Source organism: Geodermatophilus sabuli (genome assembly GCF_900215145.1).
In the GTDB taxonomy this organism is placed as follows: domain Bacteria; phylum Actinomycetota; class Actinomycetes; order Mycobacteriales; family Geodermatophilaceae; genus Geodermatophilus; species Geodermatophilus sabuli.
In genome coordinates, this window is the sequence record NZ_OBDO01000004.1 from 229,018 (window position 1) to 252,241 (window position 23,224).

The window sequence follows — 23,224 nt, forward strand, 5'->3', positions numbered from 1 at the left end:
TCACCCGTGTCCTCACCCGCCCGCCCCGTCGTGCGTCCCCTAGGGCCGGTGCAGCTGCTCCACGGCATCCCCGTCCAGCCCGTCCGCATCAGCCTGCTCGACGGCTGCGAGCTGACGATCGCCGCCGCCCCGGCCAGCACCGCCATGCGGCTGGCCGCCGTCAGGAACACGCTGCTGTACAACTTCGTCGGCACCGGCATCCACAACCTGATCACCGACTACACCGGAATCAGCGAGCAAATCAGCGGCCAGCGGGTCCTCACCTCGCTCCGCCAGCGGATCCCCCAGATGCGCCCCGCTGCCCTCAGCACCCTCACCCGGCCCCGCCCGTACGACCTGGACTTCCTCTTGCACCTCGAGGCGACCACCCTGCGCTACCGCACCATGCGGGTCCGCGCCCTCAACAGCCGCACCAGCGCCGTCGACGCCACCAGCCGCCTCACCCGGGCCGAACGCGCCCTCGCCGACGCCCTCGCCCGCCAGATCGCTGACGCCATCAGCGTGTACGGCCACGACAGCCGCCACAACGCCGCCGCCTGGCGGCTGAAGAACGCCCGGGATCACGCCGCCGCGCTCATCCACCGCCTCGGCGGCCGCGCCATCGACAGCTATCAAGTCGTCGCCATGCTCGCCGCCGCCGGCGCCCGGCAGAGGGCCCTCCAGCAGGACTACGTCACCCGCCGCGACCTCATCCAGCGGGAGACCGACGATCCCGGCAACATCCGCGTGAACAACCTCAAGCACGACGGGCTCGCGGTGTTCTACCCGGCCGGCGTCATCACCCCCGCGCAGGCCCTCGCGGACTACGCCACCCAGCGCGCGGCCAAGCCCCGGGGCCGCCTGCCCATCCCCACCCCCGCCACCACCACCTGGTGCAGGTGCCCGTACTGCAGCCCCACCACGACCTTCACGCCCATCAGCCGAGCTGCCATCGCTGCCGCCATACAGGCCACCCCCACTCCCCCGTCAGGCGCCGCCACGGCGCCACACCCGCCGGCCACCGCCGCCAGCGGCCACCCGTAACCACCCCCGAGCCCACCGGCACCGGCAGACCGGTGCCGGCCGGGCCACCCGCCCTCAGCGCCTGCCCACCGAACAACTGATCAGGCCGACGACATCGGCCGGATGCATGCGGGTGGCCCGACCCAACATGCAGGGGCCGCGCCGCAGCCTCCGCCACAAGGCGCCAGAGGGACGAGGGCGCAGGGACGACTGTGGGCCCGCACCAGCCGGTGCGGGCCCACAGTGGCGATGATCAGCGCGAGGTCCGGCGCGCGGCCCGAGCGCCGTGCGTGCGAATGAACAGCCGGTTGAGCGCCTTTCCCTCGATCTGCCGGACGACCTCCCTCGACAGCTTCAGCTGCCGGCCGATGCTGGCCAGGCACTGCTCCGGCTCCCCGTCGAGCCCGAACCGGCGGACGACGACGAAGTGTGCCCGCGCATCCAGCTCGGCCAGCCACGGGTCGAACACCGAGGAGCGGTGCAGCGCGTCGGCGACCTCGTCCTCCACGGACATCTCCTCGTCGACCAGCACGTCCTCGGCACCGCGGCCACCCTCGCCGACGAACGTCTCCAGGCTCTGCACCTGCGCCGGCCGCAGCACCCGCTCGACCTGGCCCGGCGTCACGTCAGCGACGCACTTCGCCGCGACGTCCGCGAAGGCCGGCTCCTGCTGCCCGGCGCCGGTCAAGGCCTCGCGAGCAGCCAGAACCGCCGGACGGTTCAGGAACTCCTTCCAGCTCATCGTCGGGAACTGCAGTGCGCGGACCGCGTTCAGCACCGCGCCGCGCATCGGCTTGAACGCCCACTGCCCGAACCGGCCGCGCGCCGCGTCGAAGGTCATGACCGCCCGCGCCAGCCCCTCCGCGGCAGCCGCCCGCACATCCTCCAGATCCTCCGGCGACATCGGCGGCGCGAACCGGCGCACCATGTCGTCGACCCGCCAGGCGTTCACCCGGACAGCCAGATCGTTCAGCGCCTCCACCTCCCGCTCCGCCTGCCGGCCGCCCCCTGCGGGAGACGCCGCACCGAGTGGGAGCTCCTGGACCTGGGACTCGAGCGCGGTCCGGCGGGCGCACAGCACGGCGGTGACCTCGTCGGAGAAGTCGGCGGCGAGCAGCACCCCCGCCCGGCGGGCGGCGCAGGTGTACGGCCCACGGACCGCCTCCAGCTCTGCCAGTGCGGCACCGACGTCGAACAGGTTCAGGTCGTCGAGCACTGCCGGAAGGTCGAAGTCCGCGAGCTCCCGGCCGTCGCCCGCGCAGTTGGGCGCGGTCGCGGACGAGAACTCGTCGCCGGTCCCCTCGCTGGCACGATCAGCGGCGGAGACGGGACTTCCCAGCGGGATGGCGAGGTACGCGGCAGACGGGCAGGTCATGGCAGAACTCCAGGGGTTGCGGTGGCATCGCTTTGACATCCAGAAGCCTGCCGACGACCCGCCCGGCGCCGCGTCGGCCACAAACCCGGTTTTCCGCCTCCCCTCAACGGCCTCCCGCGCCCGCGACGGCGGGAGGCGCGTGTAGGGCGAACGCCCTACACGCGCCTCCCGTTCAGGACCGGTCAACCGGCGACCCCGCGTTGGGACGGCCGGCCGGGGAACAGCGCGGCCAAGCCCCGACGCAGTCCGGACGGAACAGCGACAGCGGGCGACAGGACGTCAGCCGACCCGAGCCGTCAACTCCCTCATGCCGACTCGGAGATCGACGTCGGCGTCGGCCGCACCAGCGCCGAAGCGCTCCCCCCGGCAACCAGGGGCAGCTCGACCGGCATCAGCCACAGCCGCTCCCTCGGGTAAGGCGGTCCCGGCAGACGGCCCTTCATGTCCTCCAGCCGCGCGCGGGCCGCCGCCTCCGTGCGGAAGGGACCCACGACGCCGAGCACGTCTTCCCCACCGACCCAGTCGTCCTGCCTGACCACAACCCACATCGCTCCTCCTCGTGTCCCCGGCGTTCGCCGACAAACGAGGACCGTTCCGGGAACCGGAGCTAGGGCAGTCGGCTGAAGCAACGATGAGCACAGGCCCCGAGCGGGTGACCGCCACGCGGCCCATTGCGCAAGGCGGACAGCCGCGCACCGTCCCCACTCGCCAACCCACACCCGAGCGGAGGACACATGAAGCTCAACGAGATGGACCTCAGCACGCTGGCCGCGGTCAAGGCCGGCCTGACCCGAGACCACAAGGACGGAACGATGCTCTGCGACGACGCAGAGACCATCTTCTTCTTCACCTGCGAGGTCGCGCCCGACCACTGGCTCTACGTCGAGCTGCAGACCGAGCCCATCATCAGCATCAGCACCGGCATCTTCCGGCGCCCCACCGACTACATGCGGCGCATGATCCGGGCCGAGTACGCCGGCCTGCGCATCCACCGCGACCGACAGCACCTCGCCGGTGAGAGCGGCGACTTCGTCGACGACCTGGACGCCGACGAGCGAGCGGCCCACCAGGCCGAGATGGCGGAGTACTGGCGGCGAGATGACGCCATCGCCGAGCAGTACGGGCCCTTCCACAGCATCAGCTAGCCGATAGACGTCCGGCATCAACGCCAGACAGCAGATGACGTGGGTCGTCGACCTGCCGTGGCACCCGGCCGGACCCGTTCCCGGGAGCCCCAGCAGGCGCGGCTCCGCCCGCCGACCGAGCCGGGATTCTCAGACATCAGGGCTGGACGGGAACGGCGCCAGCATGCAGGACCGTCCCAGTCGCCCGGACACAGCCGGTCCTGCCCCCTAGAACACCGACCCGGACGCCTACCCACCGAAGTCCAACTGCCGTCCCCTCAGCTACGCGGAGGGGACGGCAGTTCCATGCCGCCCTCCGGTCGTGCCAGCGCGCGGGCAGCACTCGCGACAACCTGCGCAGCAGTACCTCGCGCGGCAGGCAGCGGAGGGCCGAGAACACCCCGTCGGTGAGCGTCTCCTCCAACCGGTCCTTGACGAATGTCTGTTCGTCGGCCGCCACCAAGCTGCAGCTGACCACGACGGCGGCTCGACCAGCGAGCTGCACCAAAGGCGCGCATGGACCAGCTGGCGCAGCTCAAGCGGGACCCGTTCTCCCCGCCTGGCGACCGCAGCGGCCCCATGCGGGACCTCGGGCCCTGACCCACCGAAGCCCCGACGGCAGACTGAAGGCCTTCCCCGAACGACGGCCGGGCGAGTGCCTGGACCGCGTCCTCCAGGGCGGCGGGCAGCGTCCGGCGCGACAGGACGACGCCCTGGCCGGCGGTGTGCGCGACGAGGTCGGCGGCCAAGCCCAGCCACGCTCGCGTCGCCCGGGACGGGGTCGTGTCCACCTGCGGACGACGCGACGGTGCGCGCAGTCGGGTCACCGCAGGCAGCTCCAGCCTGCCGGTAGGCACCCCCACTGCCCTCGTGGCCTGCATCTTCGTCTCCGTGTTCGAACGTGTGTTCGTCCGAACGATGCCAGATGCATATGACAATCGGCTACCCAGAACTGCTGTCATGGGCGGACCGTGCCGACGCCGCACGATTCGTAGTGCACTGCCAGATACACCTGGCAGTCGTCCGACACACCTGGCTCGACGTTCTCGCCTCCCCGGTCGCCGGTCACCTACGGTGCGGCCGTGGCCGAGACGCCTCGTCGACGCCGGCCTGACCGCCCGGTGCGGCAGGACCCGTTCGACGGGCTGACGCCGCTGGACTTCGTGGCCCCGCACGGCACCTGGCCGGAAGGCCCGTTCGTCCGTGCGGTGGCGAACCGCCTGGGGCGGGACGTACCCGTCGAGCAGCGCGAGGCCGCCGATCGGGCGGCGATGCTGGCCGAGGAAGCCGTGCATGAGCTGGCCGAGGAGGTCGCGGTGCACCTGCGCTGGCGGCGGCGCATGAAGGTTCCGGCCTCCACGGTCGCGCGCCACGCAGGAGTGAGCCGCGCCCGCATCGCCGCGTTCGAGCACGGGACCAACTGGCCGCGCTGGGACCTGCTGATGCGACTTCGAGTGTTGCGAGACACCTACGAAGCCGATGACTGACCACGGCACCGACCGCACCGCCTGCTGACGCAGCGACATCACGGGGAGAAGACGATGACCGAGCCTGTCGAGCCCAACGCCGCGCCACCGAAGGCCGCCGAACCGCAGCCCACGCTGGAGCAGCCGGCACTCGGTCCCGCTCCGCGCTCGCGCCGGTGGACGGCGGTGGCCGCCGCTGCGGTCGTGAGCCTTCTTGTCGGCGGCGGCATCGGCGCGGGCGTGATGGCGGCGCTGAGCGACCCCACGGAGAGCGATGAATATCAGGCGCTCGAGGCCGATCTGCGTGACGCCGAGCGGGACGCGGCCAGGGCCGAGGACGACAGCGACGCCCCGGCGTCCACGTCCGCCGCGCCCACAAGCTCGTCCGAGGACCCCGGAGTCGGGGTGGTCGGGGAGCCCGTCACCAACCAGGGCGTCACCCTGACCGTCACCGGCGCCCAGGTGGTGGACGTCATCGAGCTGAACGAGACCTCCTACGCCCCAGGTTCCGGGTTCGAGGAGTACACGCCGACCAATCCCGACCCCGGCGGCAAGTTCGTCGTCGTTCAGACGCACATCGTCAACAACGCCCAGGTCAGCATGGACCTGACGTGCAGCTACCCCATCGCCAACGCACTCATCGACAGCCGTGACCGTCAGTTCGACACCATCGACAGCCTCTACAAGCTGCGCGGCAACCCGGAGTGCAATGACCAGCTGCAGCCGGGCTTCGAAGCCGACATGACCTACGTCTACATGGTCCCGGCCGACGCCGACATCGTCGGCTTCGCCTTCGCTGACGCCACCGACTTCAGCAACCCCTCCAGTGACTACAGCGCCGTCCGGCTGAACGTGTAGCCGGCGAGGGGCCGGAGTCAGAGTCTGTGGACGCAGCGGACCGGGCGCCGCCGGCCCTGGCAGAGTGCAGCGTGCCCGGCCAGGCAACGCGCCGCGGCCCCCGTCGGCGAGGAGGAGGACCTGCCCTTCGGCGTGGGTGCGCGTCCCGAAGCGCAGCCGGGCCCCGCCTGTGGCCGGGTGCCGCCGAAACGCCGAGTGCTTGAGGGAACGAGGACGGATGAAGCGCGTCAACTTCGAAGGGCCGGGCGACAGCCCCGACGAGTACTACTTCGAGTGCGGTGACTGCGGGGGTGATGGCGGGGTACACATCCCAGACCTGGAGAGCGAAGACGAGGGACTCGTCATCTCGGCCGAATGCCCCAACTGCGACGGCAAGGGCTACATCGAGGGAGATGCGGACGACGTCGAGGACTGAGGTCTGCGGTCGGAGACGGGACACGACCTGGGCCTGACTGTCAGTCCTTCGTGCCAGCCTGCGCGTGTGAGCACACGGGAGCCCAGCCACGTGCCCGTCGCGCGCCTGCCCGACGGCTCGCCGGTCTTCGCCCCTCCGGGCGTGCTCGTCGTCGCCGATGGTGGGCGGCGGATGGTCTGCCACGCCTGCGGGGACCTGCTCACCCACATCTCGCCCGCGCACCTGCGCCGCCATGGGATGGACGGGCAGTCCTACCGGCGTCGCTACGGGCTGCCTTCGCGCCGGTCGCTGGCCGCGCCGGGGCTGCGGTCCGCCCGAGCCGAGGAGGGCCGGCGCCGCTACACCGGGAACGCCGACTTGCGAGCCGGCCTCGAGCACGGTCAGCGACGGACCGACCGCCTCGCCGAGCAGCGGTTGGCGCGCGTCCGTGCCCTGGGCTTCATCACGGTGGATGAGTACCTGCGGCAGCGGTACGTCGAGGAGGGCTGGTCGGTGCACCTCATCGGCGCGGAGCTGCGCACAGGCCGCCGCGTGCTGCCGCGGCTGATGGACGCCGCGGGCGTTCGTCGAAGCCGCCCCGGCGGTCCAGGTCACCGGGGAGCAACCGGCCGGTGAGCACGAACGACCACACGGTGCCGCAGTTCTACCTCCGCCGGTTCGCCCGGAAGAACCGTGGCAAGGCCCACCAGATCGTCGCTGCGCCGGCCGAGAACCTCGACGCCTCGTTCCCCACCAGCGTGCGCAACGTGGCTGCCGTCAACGGCTTCCATTGGGGCATCGACCCCGAGGGCGTGCCGCACCACACGATGGAGGAGGTGATGACCTCCATCGAGAAGGCCGCGGCACCGGCGTTCAGCGAGGTGCTCGACACCGCGTGGGCGCTGCCGGAGCGGTGGCCGCCCACGCTGGACACGCGGGTCCGGCTGTCGTGGTGGGTCGCCGCGCAGATCCTTCGCACCACCCGCCAGCGCCACCGGCTCGACCACCTCGCCGACCAGGCCGCGGAAAGCGGCCTGCCCGAGGCGCTGGACCCGGCACTCGGCCCGCTGCACAAGTTCGCCCAGAACAACCGCCATCTGGCGTTCATCACCGAGCACCTCGCCCCGCTGGCGGCTATCGTCGGCAGCAAGCCGTGGGGCATCGGGTTCAGCGACGCGTGCCTGCCGACCTCAGACGTCCCCGTCGTGGTGATGAACGGCCAGGACCAGGACAACCAGCTGCTTTCGGTGGCCTACTGGGACGTGCTGGTGCCCCTGGACCCGCACCGTTTCCTCATCATGCCCACGCCCGGCTCCCAGCCCGACCCGGGGACGCTGGCAGACCACCGGGTCAAGTTCCACCCCGGACTCGGCCTTGCCCTCGGGGACATGCTGTGGGGCGCCGCCGACCAGCACGTGTTCTGGCACCCCGACCACGTGCCGTACATCATCGAGATGGGGCCCGGCTCGCGCGGGCCGCGCCTACCGCGGCCGTGGGCCGGTGACACCCACGAGCCACCGCAGTCGATCATGCAGTACGGGGTGATGCCTCCCGGCATGACGGTGGAGCGGCGCTGGCTCGAGGAGCACCCGCCCCGACGGGCCTCCACGCCGGCGTGACCAGAGAGGGGTCACGGCCGCTGCGGCCCGCACTCTCGGTCGCGACTACGCACCAGACGTGCCCCAGGCGCCAGCTCTAAGGCCGAACAGGTGTCAGGCCGGTGGGGCCGCCACTGCCGCAGCCACTGCGCGCATCGCCGTCTCGTCGATCTTGGCGCCGCTCGTGCGGGCGGAGCGCCACATGGCCTCCAGGGCGCGGTAGCCGGCGGGAGTCAGCTCCATGCCCTCGCGCCACTCGTCGCGGCAGTCCGGCGAGGTTCCGCGGAACTGCCGGCGGCGGCCGACGATGGCGTGCCGCGGCATGAGGCTGTTGGCCTTCTCCCTCAGCGCCTTCACACCGCGCTTGCCGGCGGCGGCCGACGCTTCCTCGAAGGCCTGCTGCCACGCCTCCAGCAGCACCGCCTCGGCGGCGGCGAGGGCGTTGTCGGTGGACATCCACGCGGCGTCGGAGAGGGTGAGGGCGGTCCGCAGGTCCATCGTGTGCGGGTAGGCCGCCGCCGAGCCCGGCAGCTCGGACGGGTCACAGGTCGGCGTCCACGGGTCAGTCCACAGCTGCTGGTCGGCCATGCCCGCGGCATCGGCGTCGGCCGCGACCGACCGAAGCCCGGTCCCTCGGATGTGTGAGCGAGCGTGTGCCGGGCCGCCTCTACCGCGTGGGGCCAGGCGATGGACCCATCGGAGCGCGTCACCTGGGCGAACTGCCCGATCTGCCGACGGGTCGCCGCCGTGGGCTGGGTGAACGGCCGGCCGGTGGAGCTCGACTGCCCGAGCGAGTGCCATCCGAGCAAGGAACAGGTGCAGGCCCTTCGCGGCCCGGCCCGACGCGGCCGGCCGGTGGCCGCCTGGTTGACCCATTCATAGCCCCGCCCATCTCAGGCGATCAGCGAGTCGGCCGCTCCGACGCATGCGGGGTGGTCCGGCCGGGGTGCTGGGCGCGGGCGCGGCGCGTAGCGTTTCCCCGTGGGCTCTGTCGAGGAGTTCTCCGGCCCCGAGCGCGGCGAGCACGTGCTGCAGCTGCACCGGACCGAGGATGAACGACTGGACGGTCTGACCGCCTGGGTGTCCCGCGGTCTCGCCGCGGGCGAGAAGGTCATCTGCACTGAGTTGCCGCGTCTCCCCGCAGGTTCGCTGGTGGCCATGCTGGAGGCCCGGGGGGTCGACGGGGCCGCGGCCGTCCGCGACCGGCGGCTCGCGGTGCTGCCGGCGGAGGACTTCTACGCAGCCGAGGGACACACCGCCGTCGCGGAGCGTGCGCTGGCCGAGGGATTCCCTGGTGTGCGCGTGTCGGCCGAGGAACGCGCCTGGCTGACCGTGCTGTCCCCGGCGGCCCACCAGGTCGTCGAGCGGCAGATGGACGAGCTGGTCTGCACGCGGCCGGTGCGCACGCTGTGCCAGTACCCGCAGGCGAGCACCACCGGGGCGGAGCTGCAGGACGTCGTCGCCGTCCACCGGTCCGGCGTGCGCGAGACGGTCTTTGCGACCACCCGGGACCTGGACGGGCTGGCGCTGCACGGCGAGATCGACGGCAGCAACACCGACGTCTTCAGGGCGGTGCTGGCGGTGGCGAGCCGTAGGGCGTCGCGTGTGCTGTGGCTGGATCTGGCCGATGCGGCCCATCTGGATGCCGGCGGCTGCTGGCGGCTGGACGACGCGACCCGGGCCTTCCGGGCGGCCGGTGGCTACGTCCTGCTCATCGCCCCCCAGCCGCCGGTCGAGCTCATCTTGCAGCTGATGGAGGTCGACGAACTGCCCGGCATGCACCTGATGGCAGGTCGGCCATGACGCCGATCACCGGCACCGGACCGGACCTGCTGCACGCCGCGCTGCTCTACGACTCGACCGAGGAGCTGGCCGCCTCGGCCGTGCCGTTCCTCGCCGCCGGGCTGGCCGCCGGGGACGCGGCGGTCCTGGCCTGCCGGGAGGGCGAGAACGCGCTGCTGGTCCGGGCACTCGATGGCGACGACCGCGTCCTGGTGCTGCCTCGCGAGGAGATCTACGTCGGCTCTGCGCAGGCGCTGGCCACGTACCGCCGGATGGTGCATCGCCAGGTCGCCGCCGGTGCCTCGCGGATCCGGCTTGTCTGCGCCGTCGTGCCCGTCGACCGGCGCCCGTGGCAGTGGGACGAGTGGCACCGCTATGAGGCGGTCTTCAACGCCGTGATGGACCGGATGCCGCTGTCGAGCGTGTGCGCCTATGACCGCCGCCAGCTCTCCGCCGGGATGCGGGACGGGATCGAGGAGACCCATCCCGCGCTGCTGACCCCCGGCGGCCCCGTGCCCAACGACCGCTACGTCGAGCCCGCGAGCGTGCTGCGCCGGACCTCCACCGTCTCCGCGGACCGGGCCGAGGACAGCCCTCCGACGCTGGTCCTGGCCGGTCTGACCGATCCCGCTCGGCTGCCGGAGCTGCGTGGGCGGCTGCGGGCCGCGCTGAACGGCGCGGACGGGCACGGACAGCTGCAGGCTCGGTTCGCCGCCGCGGTCACCGAGGTCCTCGGCAACGCCTTCCGGCACGGCGCCCCACCGATCGCCGTCCGGCTGTGGACGACCCCGATGCGGCTGGCCGCCACCGTCACCGACTGCGGGCAGGGCTTCGACGATCCGCTGGCCGGCTTCCTCGCGCCCGGCACCGGCTCCCCACCGGCGGGGGCGGGCCTGTGGGCGGCCCGGCAGGGCTGCGACACGCTTGAGACGTTCCGCACCCGCGCCGAGTTCACCGTCCGCCTCACCACCGGCCTGCCCAGACCGCAAACAGCTTCCGCGCTCACCGCGCCTCCAGCCGCCGAGGCCGGGACCGCTCCGGTGGACCGGGCCCGCGCCGCCGCCCGCGAGCTGGCCCGCCGGCTGCAGACGTAGGACACCGCCCGGGGACCCCCCCCTCCGACAGGAGTCCCGGGCCGCGACCGCGCCGGCGGCGCCGCACCGCAACCCGCGGTCGACGGAGGAGTGTCCCCAGTCGGACACGCAGCGTCCGTCGCCAGATGACTTCAACGCCGGGTGTCTCTGCCTGGACCCGGGACAGTCCGGCCGGAATCCACGCGAGGTGACTGCGCACCGCGGCGCGGCCCGCACGGTCGCTGGCGTCCCACCGACACGCCGGACCTCCGGCCGCACCCGAAAAGAGCCGGCCATGACCGTCGACCCCCGCCACGACGACCCCACGACCGCCCCGGACCCCAGCCGACGCCGGTACGCCGGCGACCCGCGTCCCCTCCCCGCTCGGCGGTACGCCGAGCCGCCCGTCATCGACCTCGAGGACTTCCTCAGCACGTACGAGATCGCCGTCACTACCAGCACGGACCCCGCCCTGGACGGGCTGATTCCTGCAGCACCTGCTCATCGAGGCGGACCGTCCCGGCGACCTGGTCGACCTCCCGTACGGGAACCTCGACAACACGACCGGCACGATCACCCGCTGAACGCGCGCCGCGGGACGCTGCGCACCGTGCCGTCGACGCCGGAGCACGTCGCTGGGCTCGGAGCCCACGCCCTGCAGCGTGGTCCGCGTGTGGCGGCACCGACGGACGCGGGCGAGGACCTCCGACGCGCCGGTGTGCCGGAAATCTCCGCTGACGACCCGGTGTTCTACCGGCGCCCGATCGACACGTTCGACGCCGAGGGGTACTTCGTCTCCCGACAGGTGCGGCCGCTGACCGCGCGGACGCTCACCTCGCTGTTCGTTCGAGTCCGCCGTGAGGCCGGCAGCGTCGGCCCGTCGGTGACCGCGAGCAGCATCCGCCACCTCAGCGCCCGCCTCGTCCACCAGGCCGCGCGAGCCGACGCAACTCGCGTGACCGGGCTGGACGGAGGCTCGGACGAGTCGCGGCGGCTGCTGGAGACGACCTGGCTCGCCGCTGTCAAGCGCAGCCTGTTCACCGCGCACGAGTGACGGGACAGGCCGGCGCGACGGACCCTGCCAAGGCATGAGGAGAGCGAAGCCCCGACGGCCAGTCACCGTCGGGGCTCCGCCGTCTCAGCCAATCGGATCGAGGCGTTCGCCGGTGGTGCGTGCGCCTTCCGAACGAGAAGACCGCCTGGTATGCGGTTACGCGTTTCGCCCACCGCACGCTGGTGCCGGTCGAGGCGTGTGGTCGGCTGAGACCGTCGCCGGTCAGCGCATCGACGAGGGCTCGGTGCGATTGCCGGGCAGCGCCAGCATCACGTTGCACCCGGGCTCGCCGAGGTCCGGTACAACGAGAACGACCACGCTGAAGCAGGAGCTCAGGGCAGATGGCCCCGCGGAGGCCGGTCCCCTTGTCCCACGTACCGAGGTGACAAGATCGGAGGTGCCTGACGGTCCGGGAAACCCTGATCGGCTACATGCGCTGTGGCAATGCCGTCGTGCCGCGGGTAGCCCCGGCGCCGACGGCGCTGCTGACGAGCATGACGCTGAGCACGATGACGTCGCCATCCCGACAGCGCCGGACTGCCGTGTGATGAGTGCGTCGGCTCGGCGAGGTCGTCCAGCCGACACTGGCTGAACGCGACCGGTGACGTACGCGTCAGGGAGTGAGGGCCAGCTTCTGCAGAACGTGCTGGACCTCGGGACTCTGCGCGGGGTCGAGCGGGCTCAGTTCGACGCTGCGGTGCAGGCGCACGCGGAGGTTGTCCACGCTTGTCTCGGTGATGGTCAGTGCGTCGACGCTGTGCCAGGCGACGCCGCGCAGCGCCGCTCGCGACCACCGTCCTGACAGCAGGCCGGCTACGTGTACGTGGCCGTACGCGTCGGAGGTGGGGTCACGACCCCGAGCCGTACGGCGGACAGGCCCGGGGCGGCGGCGAGGGCGCACCTGACCGCCGCGAGGGCACCCACCGCAGTAGTCCGGTGTCGATGGATCTGGCAGTCGTGTGCTCATACCTGGGCCGCCGTCCCAGCCTTGGACGTCCGAGCCGGGGCGATCACCGTCGCGGCAGTCACATCAGTCGATCGCGCCGGCGTCGAGTAGTTGCAGCTGACCGTCCTCGTAGTGCAGTCGACCGGAGAAAATCAGCGGATCTCCGCCAGCACCTTCGTAGCCGTTCCAGGTGACGACCACATCGGTTCCCTCGGCCTGCAGGCCGGTCACGTCGGCGTGCTCCAGCGATGTCTCTGGGCCCAGGTCGACGGCGCTGAGGAGCTTGGGGCCGGGCCCGTACAGCAGCAGGTGCATCGGCCACGACACCCCGCCGGTGCTGCACTCGGCCACGACGACCGCGTCGCGGAGCCCGTCACCGGTCACGTCGCCCAGCAGCGGCCCAGGCACCATGCCGCTCGGCTCTAGCACCAGGGACACGAACCCCGCCGACGGGTTGTCGATCGGCAGCTTCCCGTCGACTAGCTGTCCGGCGGGGTGCCCACACAAGCTCGGGACCTGCGCGCCGGCCAGGTCGGCGGCGCGGACACCGCCACCCGATCCGCCGGCGCGCGGCAGCGGCGGGTACAGCGTGATCGTCCACGCACCCGGAGTGGCGTTCAGAGCGAAGGTGGCTCCCAGGTCGAGGGCGACGAACGCCAGCTGCCCGACCCCTAGGAGCCAGCCGAGCTTCTGCACCGCACCGGCCATTGCCTGGCCCACGGCCCGCTCCATCGACCGCCATGTGTCGGCGGAGATCTTGCCTTTCAGGTAGCGCACCACGTGATCGGGATCATCGAGGACGCAGCCGATGTACTGCGCCGAGGCCTGCGCCAGGCCCGCGGCGTCGAAGTTGTCGGCCGCGGCTGCGCTGGCGCTCTGCGCACACACGCCGTACATGCCGAGCATCAGCAGTTGACTGCTCGGGTCGGCGGCGGCGTTGATGGCGTGATGGACCGCTCCGCCGACCGCGCCGAGGAGCGGCAGGCGCCCGCGGATCGTCAGTGGGTTCTGGTCGGCGACGGCTTGCCGACTAAAGCCGATGTGGACCTGAGCGCCAGGTGGAAGCAGCCAACTGCGGGACAACTCGTTGGCCGGAACCCCAAAGCCGCTCAGTGCGGCGGCCGCCAGGTCGAACTGCCAGGTCTGGATGTCCGCCCCGAACATCGACTGCCACGCCCAGGACGGAGTGACCGGCGAGGTGATCCGCATGTACCCGCCGCGGTTGTTGGCTATCTTCACCACGGCGGTGTCCGGGTCCTTGCCGTCCCGCTCGACGCACACCCGCATGGGCGCGTTCTGCTCGTCGAGGAAAACCGGCAGCTGAGTCATCCACGGCGGGTAGGGGCCAGGACAGTTCGGTGGGTCGGCGCGCTGCCCAGTGAACCGGCCGATGAGGTTGGTGGACGCGCCGGCGAACCACTGGAACAGGCTCAGATGGTCGACGGTGACCGTGCCGGTCCGCCGGTCCGGTGACATGTCGGCGACGAGGACCTCGCTGGGCACGGTCGCCGTGGCGCCGTCGGCGGCGGCGAGCACGTCCTCGGACGTCCCGTCGGCGTGGACCACATACAGCACGGAGTTCTCCGGCAGCGGCTGGTCCAGTTGGTAGGTGAGGACCAGCGGCTGCTTCGGCTGCCCCGAGCTCAAGGTCACGTCGGCCGCCTCGAGCAACTGCACCCCGGCGACGTCCAGGACGGCGGGCGCGACGGCGGCCGGATCGCGCAGCTCCGCGCTCATCGTGGCGCCGTCGGGAGCAGCGCCCGGAGGGACCTGTACCGACCACTTGTCGCTGACCGGGACGTCGGTTGCCTGAGCCGCGTCGATGCGTACCCCCTCCGACGGAGACGTCGCGGACGTCGGATCGGCCGCGTCGGTGCACCCAGCGGCGAAGAGTGTCACCACGGTGACCAGGACCGTCCACCGAGCTGCCTTCATCGGACTCCCCGTTGTCTTGTGCGCCTCGCCGGGACGGTGAGGCAAGGTCAGGTCAGCAGCAGCGCCGCTGTCGGCGGCCGATGCTGCCTGTGGTTGATCAGACGCACGGCGCCTCGCCGACCGCGCTCTCCAGGCCGAAAGCCATCCCTTCCACCACCGTTCCGTCGGAGCTGAGGAACTGGGCGCTCCGGCCATCGTCGACGACCCGGTACCGCGTGCTCAGCGCGTCACTGGGGTCCGGTTCGGCCACCGCATCCGGGTACTGCGTGGTGACCTCCTCAACCGGGTCACCGACGGTGATGCCGGTGTCGGACTCCACGTCTGCGGCGAAGACCGTGGCCCCGGTCACCACGCCGTCTTCGATGGCGAAGACGACGTCATCGAATCCCGGCAGCTGCCCCTGCGCACAGCCCAACCCCAGATCCTGCGTGAGGAAGCCCGCGCCCAGCGCCTCCTCGGCGTCAGCCTGTGAGCTGCCCCAGTCGAACGGTCCGAAGCCGTCGAGGGAGATGGTGACCTGGCCCGCGGACGGCGCGGACGGCGCCGGCTGCGGGTCTGCTGGCGCTCCTCGCCGGTAGGCGGCAATGTGGGTGTCGTTGTCCGGCACGACGGCCAGGCACAGTTCCTCGTTCAGGCAGTGGATACGGGTCGATGTGCCGATGTAGTCCGGTGCCGGCTCGGTCGTCCACGATCGCCCGTTCCAGATCCACAGATCGTGGCGCACGCCGACGGCCAGGCACAGCCGCGGACCACCGCACGACAGCGTGTACGCGTCAACCGCAGGCGAGGACGGCGACTCAATCGGGACGAACTCGCCACCGTCGGCGGAGAGGAACGCCTTGCCGGGCGCGAGGAGCATGCAGGTCGGTCCCGGTCCGCAGCCGAAGTCGGGTTCCGCATAGGTCCCCGATGGCAGATTTTGAAGAACCGACCAGCCCGACGCCGTCCAGGCCAGGATCGTGTGGTTGGAGGACACCGATCCGAGGTAGGCGACGCAGAAGTCCTCCCCCGCCGCGCACTCCGGTCCTGCCCCCGACGCACCCCCACCGGGGTACGACTCGGGCACCAGGTCGGCCAGCGCCTGTTGCTGGATCTGCCCAGCGTCGAAGGTGCGGAGAGTTCTCGCGTCGGAATCGACCGCGAAGCAGTAGTCGTCCCGCGGGCACTCGCCGAAGAAGGTGCCGGCCGGGACGCGCAGTGTCCACGATTCACCGTCGTACGTGCGGAAACTGCCACCGGCGTTGAGGATGCAGAAGCTCGGGGAGGAGCAGGAGACCCGCTCCGTGAGCGTGGGAACGTTCCCTGCGTCGGCGGCGATCAACGCAGGCTCTGCCAACCTTCCGTCGGCGAACTCGAACGTGCGCCGATCGGTGAGTACCAGGCACCAGTCCCGCGTGGGGCAGTCGACGTCTTCGACCTCCTCGTTGGGGAACGGATCGGGCACCTGCCTCATCACGTCGAGCAGGGACCAGCCCAACGGCAACTCCGGTGCCGGTGACGTTTCGGCGCTGAAGGCTTCGGCGGCGGGAACATCGGCGGTTCCCGTGGGCGACGACCCCTGGCCGCACGCGGTGAGCACCCCGACGGCGCAGAGGATCGCCGACAGCCGTGTGAAGAGCGGACGGCGGAGCCCTTCGCTAACGGTGCCGTCAACTGGCATGGGCACGAATACGCATAGTGAGGCCCCCCGTGGCGCTGCGTCGTCACACTTTCAGGCACAGGGCTCGGTCGGTCAACCAGTTGTTCCGCCGGCGGATCCGGCCGGCCCGGCCGAAGGTGCGTCCCTCGCGCGGGCAACCACGCGCACCGGCCCGTTTGTGCCGGCGGCGGTGTAGGCCACGCGCTCGCGCCAGCCGTCGCCTCGCTGGCACCACCGCGACGCAGTCTCACCCGGCCAGCGTCACCTGGCCGCCACAGACCCGCGACCGCGTGCCGACTTGCCAGGCGTCGTCAGCCCGCAGCTTGACCGGACTTCACCGCGGCACCTGGTCGATGCGGCGATGGGGGTGCACTCCACGGTCTGAAGTCGGGGTGCCCGGCGTGCCGGGGTTTGCAGGCGTCGGTGACCAACAGCCTGATGAACCACCCGGAGCTCGCCGCGCAGTTCGATGTGGCGGCCAACGGTGGCATCACGCCCGACCAGGTGGTCGCCGGCACGAACAGGAAGCTGTGGTGGGCCTGCTCCGTCGCACCCGACCACCGGTGGGAGGCCAGCGGGGTCAACCGGGTCAGGGGCCGGGGGTGCCCGTGGTGCACGGTGGTCGCGGTGTCCATCCGGGAGGTCCGGCTCGCCGCGGAGCTCGCCGCTGTGTTCCCCGGTCTGGACGTCGAGGACCGCCGCGTCGAACTGCCCGGGCGGCGGGCGCTGGAGGCGGACATCCTCGACCGGGAGCGCCGTCTGGTCGTGGAGTACGACGGCGAGTACTGGCACGCCGGAGAGGACAAGGAGCAGCGGGACCGCGAGAAGACCGCCCTGCTGACCGAGGCCGGGTACACGGTCATCCGGGTCCGGGAGGCGGCGCTGTGCCCGCTGGCCGCCGCTGACGTCGTCGTCGGGGAGGACGACGCGATCGACGTCGTCACCGCTGCCGTCCTCGACCGCGTCGCCGAGTTCCGCCCGGACCTGCTGACCGCCGAGCAGCCATCGCCTACCGACGCCGCGGCCGGCCCCTCGCAGCTGCGCAGGCGGACGCCCGCCTGGCTGACCTGCGCTCCCGGTTCGCGGCACGATCCCGCCCCAGAGGAGCGGCCGGCACCCGCGCCGACGCGACGCCGGACGAGACGGCCAGCGAGGCGGTCCTGACCCTGTCGTGAGGCGCGGCTCAGGCGGCCGCGCGCGCCGGCCCGCGGAACACCTGGGTCGTGTGCCATCCACGGTGGTGTGGGGCCACCGGAGCCGTGCCCGTCTGCGGCGGCAGCAGCGGCGCACCCGCCAGGTGGAGGACCTGGGTCTGTGCTGACGTGGTCCGCCCGACGAAGTGCTGGGACACCATGACCGTGCCGTCGTCGCCGAGGCCCAGCACGCCCCGGTCGAGCAGCCGGTGGTGGAGAGCGCACAGCGCCAGCCCGTTGTCGACGGTGTTCGGGCCGCCGATGTTCCACCAGCGCACGTGTGCGGCCTCCAGGCCCACGGCCTCCCCGGCGAGCCACCCGTCGAAGCCGCACATGGCGCAGCGGTACTCGTAGGCCACCAGCACCGCGCTGCGGAAGGCCGGATCGCGGCGTGCCCGGGCGCGACCGCTGCCCGCGCTCGGGATCGGCGCGTCGGACTCGAGTGTCAGCCCGGTGCGGGCGGCGAGGTCGTCATGCAGCGACGCGGGGAAGTTCGCGTCCAGCAGGGTGTGCGCCACGGTGACGAGCAGGTCGGGGTCGGCGACCAGCGCCTCCTCGAACGCCGGCTCCAGCCGGCCCATCGCGCCGGCGGCGCGCAGCCTGGTCACCGAGGTATCCAGCACACGAGCGTCGGCGCCGGCGGCGTCGGTGATGATCCACAGCCCGTCGCTGGTCAGGTGGTGGAACGGGAACTCCGGGTGGTAGCTGGCCCGCGGTGGGCCGAAGTCGCGCAGCAGCCCCCGGACCGGTTCCTCCAGCTCGGCGAAGGTCACCGGGCCGGTACGTCCGGCCTGGACGCGGCCGAGCATCCACAGCAGCAGTAGCGGCTTATGCGGCGCGCGCTGCCCTTCCCGAACCCACGTGCGGATGTCCCGTATCCGCTCGAGCCACCGCTGCGTCACCGGGTCATGGTGCCCGGTCGCCATCTCCGGCGCGGCAGGCGTCGCCGGCGACGGCGGGCAGCTCATGCCGGGGTGCCAGCACCGTCGTCGGGCGTGAGGTCGTCACCGGGAAGGTCGTCGTCCTCGGCCGCCGGTGCGGCGTCGACGCCGGGTGTGCCGAGGCCGGGCAGGCAGGCGGCGACGCGCTCGATCTGCCGGGTGATGTGGTCGAGGACAGCGTCTTCCTCGGCGCCGGGGAGGAGGTCGATGGCGACGTCCACGCAGGTATGGCGGCGGAACACCCGGTTGCGCTCGGCCTGCAGCGGCTTGAGGGCGGCGTGGATGGCCGCCGGGGGCGGGCTGCTGTTGTAGCCGATCTGGAGCCACAGCGGCGTCGCCCGGTCTCGCGCCCACGGACCTGCGGAGATCCGCAGCAGACAGGAGGTGCCGGAGACGCCGAAGTACCGGCCCCACCACTGAACGCCGGCCCGCAGGCCTCCGCGCCTAAAGTCGTTGGAGCCGGTGGTGGCCACCTCGGCGTCGATAAGCCGGTCGACCGCCTTGTTGATCAGACCGAGGTACTGCTGCAGGCGTACGGCGACCGACCCGCTGAGCTCTTCAGGAGCGATCGGGTGGAACGCCTGGTCGTCCATGCGCTCGCACAGCCCGCGCAGCTGGGCGAGGTTCGCGGCCGCGGCCTGGTCACCGGACGCGACCGCCGCCTCGGCCAGCACCGCGAGCAGGGCCCGCCAGCTCGTCATGGCGAGCGTGTGCCGGTCGTTGACGGCCACCTGCCGGAAGTCCCCCGCCGGGGCGGTGGGATCGGTGAGCCCGGCGCGGGCGGTTACCTCGGTCCACAGCAGTTCCAGGCGCGCGGCCGGGACGACGAACAGCAGGAGCGCCGGCCGCGCCGCCGGCAGCCGCCGCAGGTAGCCGACCGGCTGGTTCGCGGTGAGACCGGCGTAGAACTTGGCCTCAAGCAGGAGCGGGGTGCTGCCGTCCTCGGCGACGCCGGCCAGGTCGGGGATGGATCCGTCGTCGGCGGCGGCCTGGACGTCGTAGTGCAGGCCGACCGGCAGGTCGACGACGCGGCGCAGATGGTCCTCGAGTGCGCGACCGACTATCGGCGAGGTGCTCAGCACGTAGTGCAGGGCGTCGGTGGCCACGTTCTCCGGATGTGCGGCTAGTCGGGTCACCAGGTAGCCGAACATGCCGGGAGCGTCGGACGGCAGCGTCACAGGGGTCCTCCGTGGTGGATGGCGCCGGGTCCGGCGGCGAGCATGACGGCAGTCTGCGGGAGGCGCTGGGCGCGGACGCCGCCCCACGCCGACGCGCCGGCCGGTCCGTGGTCGGAGGTCGCGACGGGCCCGGTGTCGTCCGCGGTCGGTGACGGCGGGCGCCGGGCGGTGTGGTCCGCGTCCGCTGCTCGAGGTCGTGCCTCAGTAGTGGGCGAGCCCGGCTTGGATGAGATCGCGCAGGTCCACCTTGAGCCCGAGCTGTCCGGGGCGTCGGCCCAGAGGGACTCGATGCTCGGCCTGGAGGTGTGCGTCTCGGCGGTGTCGTTGACCGGCGGGGTTCTCGGCCGCCGGGGCCGTCCAGCGCGTCGGCGCACGCTTGGCAGAGTGCGGCCATGACCACGGCTGACGCCGATCCTCTTCCCGCGGCGACGCCCGACACCTTTAGCTCCACCAACCTCGCGATCCTCGCCGTCTGGGTCGGACTGGTCGCGGAGGGTTCCACCGCAGCCGCTGATGCCTGAATGCGGGCGCACAGCGCCTTCGTCCCGGGCTCCGGCGACGTCACCCGCCTCCTGGTGACTCCCGCCAGCGAAGCCGACAAGGACGTCCTGCAAGACGCGCAGTCGGCCATCGAGGCCGCACTGGCCCGTCATGTCGGCCTTCGGCCGGGTGACCAGCACCGCAGCACTCTGCGGGTGGGGATCCAGCGGGCGTCGCAGCACCCGGCCCGGGCCCGACACGCTGAGCTCAGCGCAGCGCTCTACGAGGCGATCGCCGCGTCAGGAGTGGGCGCCAGCGGTGTGGACGACATGATCGCGATGCGCGATGCCCTCAACCGGGGCCGCCTCGGGTTGGCTGGCTCAGCGTCTTGCGGACGGTACGACGTGATCATCGCCCCGGACATCAGTGAGGAAGAGCGCGTCGCACTGGAAGGCCGGATGCAGTCAGTCGACAACGCCCTGCACGCCCGAGCCAAGCAACTCCGGCGGACCGGTCAGGCGGTCGACGGCGTCTACGTGAACAACTACGCGCCGGTGGCCGCCGACCTGAGCACGGCGACCGCGCTCGCGCGCCTGCCGCGGGCACGTCAGTCGGAGGAGCACGACATCGTCGTCGGGGTCATCACCCCGGGCGGCTCGGCGGCTCCGCGCGACGTCCTGGGCAAGCTAGAACAGCTGCCGGGCGTCAGCCTGCAGACGGTCACCGTGCGTCGCGGCGATCCCGCCCTCACGGCGACGATGGTGCGCGCCGTGGACGCCCTGTGTCTCAGCGCGCCCGCTGCCATCGTCGTCGACTACGGCGGCGGGGAGCGCGAGCAACTCGACCAGGTGTTCGACGCCCTGCAGCTGGCGCTGGCCAACCGCAGCGTGCCGATGTACGTCGGCATCGGGCACCGCAACTACGAGCGAGCCCTCGACTCACCGCTCGTGCGCATGTGCGCCACCCCCGCCGACGCCGCGGAACTGTTCCGCATCGAGGTGCTCGACATCCCGCGTCGTCGTGCCGACCTCGTCGCTGGCGCGAGTGCGGACCTCCTCCTCGCCGTCGGCCACCCGGGGCGGTCGGCTCAGGTGGCGACCATGCTCGCTGGGCAGCTCGGACAGCTGGATCTCGAGTTGAAGCGGGCGCGCGACGCGCATGGGCAGCCCACCTCGAGCTGAGCCGCCTACGCGCCCCTCGCCCGACGACCTCGGACAGTCGGCCGCCAGCTGCCGTCCGGGTGGACGGCGGTCTACGCCGCCGACGGTGACGCAGGGTGAACCGGCCGTCGGTCGAGTCGTGCCGCAGGAGCCGCAGGTGGAGCGCCCCGACTGCAGCGCTGACGAGATTGACGCGGGCAAGTTCTGGCGCGCGCGAGACGTGGCCCGACGCAAACCATGACGCCGGCGCAGGGTTGGCACGGCCGCAAGAGGTGGCATCAGCAAGACCCCGTGCCAATCCCGTGCAAGAACTCATCGACACTCACCGACACGCGTCAGCAGGTCGAGGTAGTCGGCGCAACGGCGCTGCCGCCAGTGCAGGCAGGCCCCGTCTGACCAGCGCCGACGATCGCACCGCGCACCGTCCGCACGAACCCAGCGTCGGTAATCACCTCCCTCGCCGTCTCCAGCACCGTCTCCGACGGTCCTACGGGTTCGGCTACCGCCTCAGCTCCTAGCGGTCCCCCGGTACGCCAGGTTGGTAGACACGCTCTGGCGCGGCCGTGCGCCGCCGACCGCGAGCGCACACCGGCGACAGCAACCCCGGAGCCGATTGCGCACCCCCGACGTCTCGGCACGAGTGCCGTCCATGACCGAGCACAACAGCCCATCGCAGGACCATCACACCCCCTTCGCCCCGCCCCAGTCACGGGCAGGGGGCGCCCTCAGCGACACGACCGTCCAGCCCCCGGCGAGCTCCGCAGACACCGCCCGGGCCGCCACCGCACGCTGCCACCGCTGCAGCGACCCGGTCGGCCCCAGCCGCTACCGCGAGGCGACCGGACCGCTCTGCCGGCCGTGCGGCGAGCTGGCCCGGATGAGCCGCAAGCAGCGAGTCGCGCGGCTCCGCGACAACCCGACCGACGACCTCCTGCACCGCACCGCGCTCCTACCCCCCGACGTCGTCCGGGGCAGTCTCCGCGAAGCGTTCCCCTGGACGCCCAACGGGGACGTCGCCGGCCGCCTCGCCGCGCTGTCGACCGAGGTCCTGCAGTTCACCGCGCTCCGGTCGGGAGCCGACGCGCCGCTGATCGCCCAGGAAATCGGCCGCCGCGGCGCCGCGTTCACCCTCGCCGAGCAGGGCGGCTGGACCGACGCCGACCCACTGTCCGACAACTCCGTGCGGATGGTCCGGCAGGCACTCGAGTGCGACCAGACCCTCACCCTCGACCAGCTCAAGCAGATCACCGGCAGCCGGTTCTGCGACGGCATCGTCAGGCGCATCGCCGACCTGGACGACGCCACGGCCGCGCAACTGGCTGCGCAGGTCCACCTGTGGGAGGCGGAGCGGCTCGCCGCAGGGAACCTCACCCCCGTGTCCGCACTCACCGCGCTGGCCGAACGAGGCCCGTCGATCGCCTGGATGGTGATCCGCGACCCCCGCGCAACCGCACAGACCATCGCCGCGATCGCGGAACACCACCGCGACCAGGCCTGGTCGCACGTGACCATCACCGCCCTCACGCACCCCAACGTGGACGTGGCGCTCCTGCCGGTGGCGCTGCTCGTCACGAGAGAGCACTCGCGTGCACGGATGCAGGGCTACCTTGACGCCCGCCTCGGCGTCGGTACCGCCGAACGCAGGATCGCCGACCGGGTCCAGGAGACGTTCCCCGGCACCCTGAACGACCTCCTCGGCGTCGTGGCCGCGATCCACTCGACCCTCTGCTGAGTTCCGCGCCGGCGCGCCGCTCCCCCCTCAGTCCGAGCCGCCAACAGTTGACCAGCACGGCCTCGCATCCCGCGCAGGATGCGAGGCCGTGCGGCTCAGGGGGCACAGCCAGGCCTTACGACCCGACGTCCGGGTGCTCAGTCGTGCCAAGGTCTGCAGCTGCCTGTGGCCCGCGGCCGTCCGGCTTCCTCGACGCAGGCAGGGACCGACAACTGGCCGTCCCCCACGCGGCTGACCGCCGACCAGCTCATTGCGCATCCACGACGACTGCGCACCGTTCCCACTCGTCAACCA

Annotated in this window: 21 protein-coding genes; 14 read left to right on the forward strand and 7 right to left on the reverse strand. The window is 72.0% G+C overall.

What is annotated here, in order from left to right:
* The first annotated feature begins 48 nt into the window (after positions 1–48).
* Positions 49–1,023, forward strand: a complete 975-nt coding sequence (locus tag CRP39_RS11520; RefSeq protein WP_097206523.1) for a hypothetical protein — start codon at positions 49–51, stop codon at positions 1,021–1,023.
* A gap of 232 nt (positions 1,024–1,255) precedes the next feature.
* On the opposite strand, the gene CRP39_RS11525 is transcribed toward CRP39_RS11520, so the two are convergent.
* Positions 1,256–2,377, reverse strand: coding sequence for a sigma factor-like helix-turn-helix DNA-binding protein (locus CRP39_RS11525; protein WP_172442399.1), 1,122 nt, complete (start codon positions 2,375–2,377; stop codon positions 1,256–1,258).
* A 305-nt stretch (positions 2,378–2,682) separates the two neighbouring features.
* Positions 2,683–2,925, reverse strand: coding sequence for a hypothetical protein (locus CRP39_RS11530; protein ID WP_097206525.1), 243 nt, complete (start codon positions 2,923–2,925; stop codon positions 2,683–2,685).
* A 186-nt stretch (positions 2,926–3,111) separates the two neighbouring features.
* On the opposite strand from CRP39_RS11530, the gene CRP39_RS11535 reads away from it, so the two are divergent.
* The 6 genes from CRP39_RS11535 (at position 3,112) to CRP39_RS11560 (ending at position 7,838) form a co-directional block, all read left to right on the forward strand.
* The gene (locus tag CRP39_RS11535) at positions 3,112–3,522 is read left to right on the forward strand and encodes a hypothetical protein (RefSeq protein WP_097206526.1); all 411 of its coding nucleotides are present in this window, start codon (positions 3,112–3,114) and stop codon (positions 3,520–3,522) included.
* 1,061 nt (positions 3,523–4,583) lie between these two features.
* Complete coding sequence (locus tag CRP39_RS11540) at positions 4,584–4,988, forward strand: helix-turn-helix domain-containing protein (RefSeq protein WP_143426613.1); 405 nt, start codon at positions 4,584–4,586, stop codon at positions 4,986–4,988.
* A gap of 54 nt (positions 4,989–5,042) precedes the next feature.
* Entirely contained in the window at positions 5,043–5,825 is a 783-nt protein-coding gene (locus CRP39_RS11545) for a hypothetical protein (RefSeq protein WP_097206528.1), read from the forward strand.
* 217 nt (positions 5,826–6,042) lie between these two features.
* Positions 6,043–6,240, forward strand: coding sequence for a hypothetical protein (locus CRP39_RS11550; RefSeq protein WP_097206529.1), 198 nt, complete (start codon positions 6,043–6,045; stop codon positions 6,238–6,240).
* A 66-nt stretch (positions 6,241–6,306) separates the two neighbouring features.
* Positions 6,307–6,855, forward strand: coding sequence for a MucR family transcriptional regulator (locus tag CRP39_RS11555; RefSeq protein WP_143426614.1), 549 nt, complete (start codon positions 6,307–6,309; stop codon positions 6,853–6,855).
* Complete coding sequence (locus CRP39_RS11560) at positions 6,852–7,838, forward strand: DUF4238 domain-containing protein (protein ID WP_172442400.1); 987 nt, start codon at positions 6,852–6,854, stop codon at positions 7,836–7,838. The genes CRP39_RS11555 and CRP39_RS11560 overlap by 4 nt, the downstream gene beginning before the upstream one ends.
* Positions 7,839–7,931: 93 nt before the next feature.
* Here the strand turns inward: CRP39_RS11560 and CRP39_RS11565 are convergent, their stop codons facing one another.
* Entirely contained in the window at positions 7,932–8,405 is a 474-nt protein-coding gene (locus CRP39_RS11565) for a hypothetical protein (RefSeq protein ID WP_097206532.1), read from the reverse strand.
* Between the two features lie 393 nt (positions 8,406–8,798).
* Here CRP39_RS11565 and CRP39_RS11570 point away from each other — a divergent pair, with 393 nt between their 5' ends.
* The 3 genes from CRP39_RS11570 (at position 8,799) to CRP39_RS11580 (ending at position 11,726) form a co-directional block, all read left to right on the forward strand.
* The gene (locus CRP39_RS11570) at positions 8,799–9,620 is read left to right on the forward strand and encodes an MEDS domain-containing protein (protein ID WP_097206533.1); all 822 of its coding nucleotides are present in this window, start codon (positions 8,799–8,801) and stop codon (positions 9,618–9,620) included.
* Entirely contained in the window at positions 9,617–10,693 is a 1,077-nt protein-coding gene (locus CRP39_RS11575) for a sensor histidine kinase (protein WP_097206534.1), read from the forward strand. The genes CRP39_RS11570 and CRP39_RS11575 overlap by 4 nt, the downstream gene beginning before the upstream one ends.
* 652 nt (positions 10,694–11,345) lie before the next feature.
* Positions 11,346–11,726 (forward strand): hypothetical protein, encoded by a 381-nt coding sequence (locus CRP39_RS11580; RefSeq protein WP_097206535.1) that lies wholly within the window; start codon positions 11,346–11,348, stop codon positions 11,724–11,726.
* Between the two features lie 1,030 nt (positions 11,727–12,756).
* Here the strand turns inward: CRP39_RS11580 and CRP39_RS11585 are convergent.
* Both CRP39_RS11585 and CRP39_RS11590 read right to left on the reverse strand, forming a co-directional pair.
* Complete coding sequence (locus CRP39_RS11585) at positions 12,757–14,349, reverse strand: hypothetical protein (protein ID WP_143426615.1); 1,593 nt, start codon at positions 14,347–14,349, stop codon at positions 12,757–12,759.
* A 355-nt stretch (positions 14,350–14,704) separates the two neighbouring features.
* A complete protein-coding gene (locus CRP39_RS11590) occupies positions 14,705–16,273 on the reverse strand; it encodes a hypothetical protein (RefSeq protein WP_097206537.1) in 1,569 nt (522 codons plus the stop codon).
* A gap of 396 nt (positions 16,274–16,669) precedes the next feature.
* Between CRP39_RS11590 and CRP39_RS11595 the strand changes: the two genes are divergently transcribed.
* Positions 16,670–17,410, forward strand: coding sequence for a zinc-ribbon domain-containing protein (locus CRP39_RS11595; protein ID WP_097206538.1), 741 nt, complete (start codon positions 16,670–16,672; stop codon positions 17,408–17,410).
* A 19-nt stretch (positions 17,411–17,429) separates the two neighbouring features.
* Here the strand turns inward: CRP39_RS11595 and CRP39_RS11600 are convergent, their stop codons facing one another.
* On the reverse strand, positions 17,430–18,341 hold the full coding sequence (locus tag CRP39_RS11600) for a phosphorothioated DNA-binding restriction endonuclease (RefSeq protein WP_216359699.1): 912 nt from the start codon (positions 18,339–18,341) through the stop codon (positions 17,430–17,432).
* Positions 18,342–18,403: 62 nt separating this feature from the next.
* Complete coding sequence (locus CRP39_RS11605) at positions 18,404–19,558, reverse strand: hypothetical protein (RefSeq protein WP_097206539.1); 1,155 nt, start codon at positions 19,556–19,558, stop codon at positions 18,404–18,406.
* Positions 19,559–19,950: 392 nt separating this feature from the next.
* On the opposite strand from CRP39_RS11605, the gene CRP39_RS28025 reads away from it, so the two are divergent.
* From CRP39_RS28025 to CRP39_RS11620, 3 genes are all read left to right on the forward strand, one after another.
* Positions 19,951–20,079 carry a hypothetical protein gene (locus tag CRP39_RS28025; protein ID WP_260180057.1) on the forward strand — a complete coding sequence of 43 codons (129 nt, stop codon included), beginning with the start codon at positions 19,951–19,953 and terminating at the stop codon, positions 20,077–20,079.
* Complete coding sequence (locus CRP39_RS11615) at positions 20,080–21,219, forward strand: hypothetical protein (protein WP_097206541.1); 1,140 nt, start codon at positions 20,080–20,082, stop codon at positions 21,217–21,219.
* Positions 21,220–22,075: 856 nt separating this feature from the next.
* Positions 22,076–22,930 carry a hypothetical protein gene (locus tag CRP39_RS11620; RefSeq protein ID WP_143426616.1) on the forward strand — a complete coding sequence of 285 codons (855 nt, stop codon included), beginning with the start codon at positions 22,076–22,078 and terminating at the stop codon, positions 22,928–22,930.
* Positions 22,931–23,224: the final 294 nt, after the last annotated feature.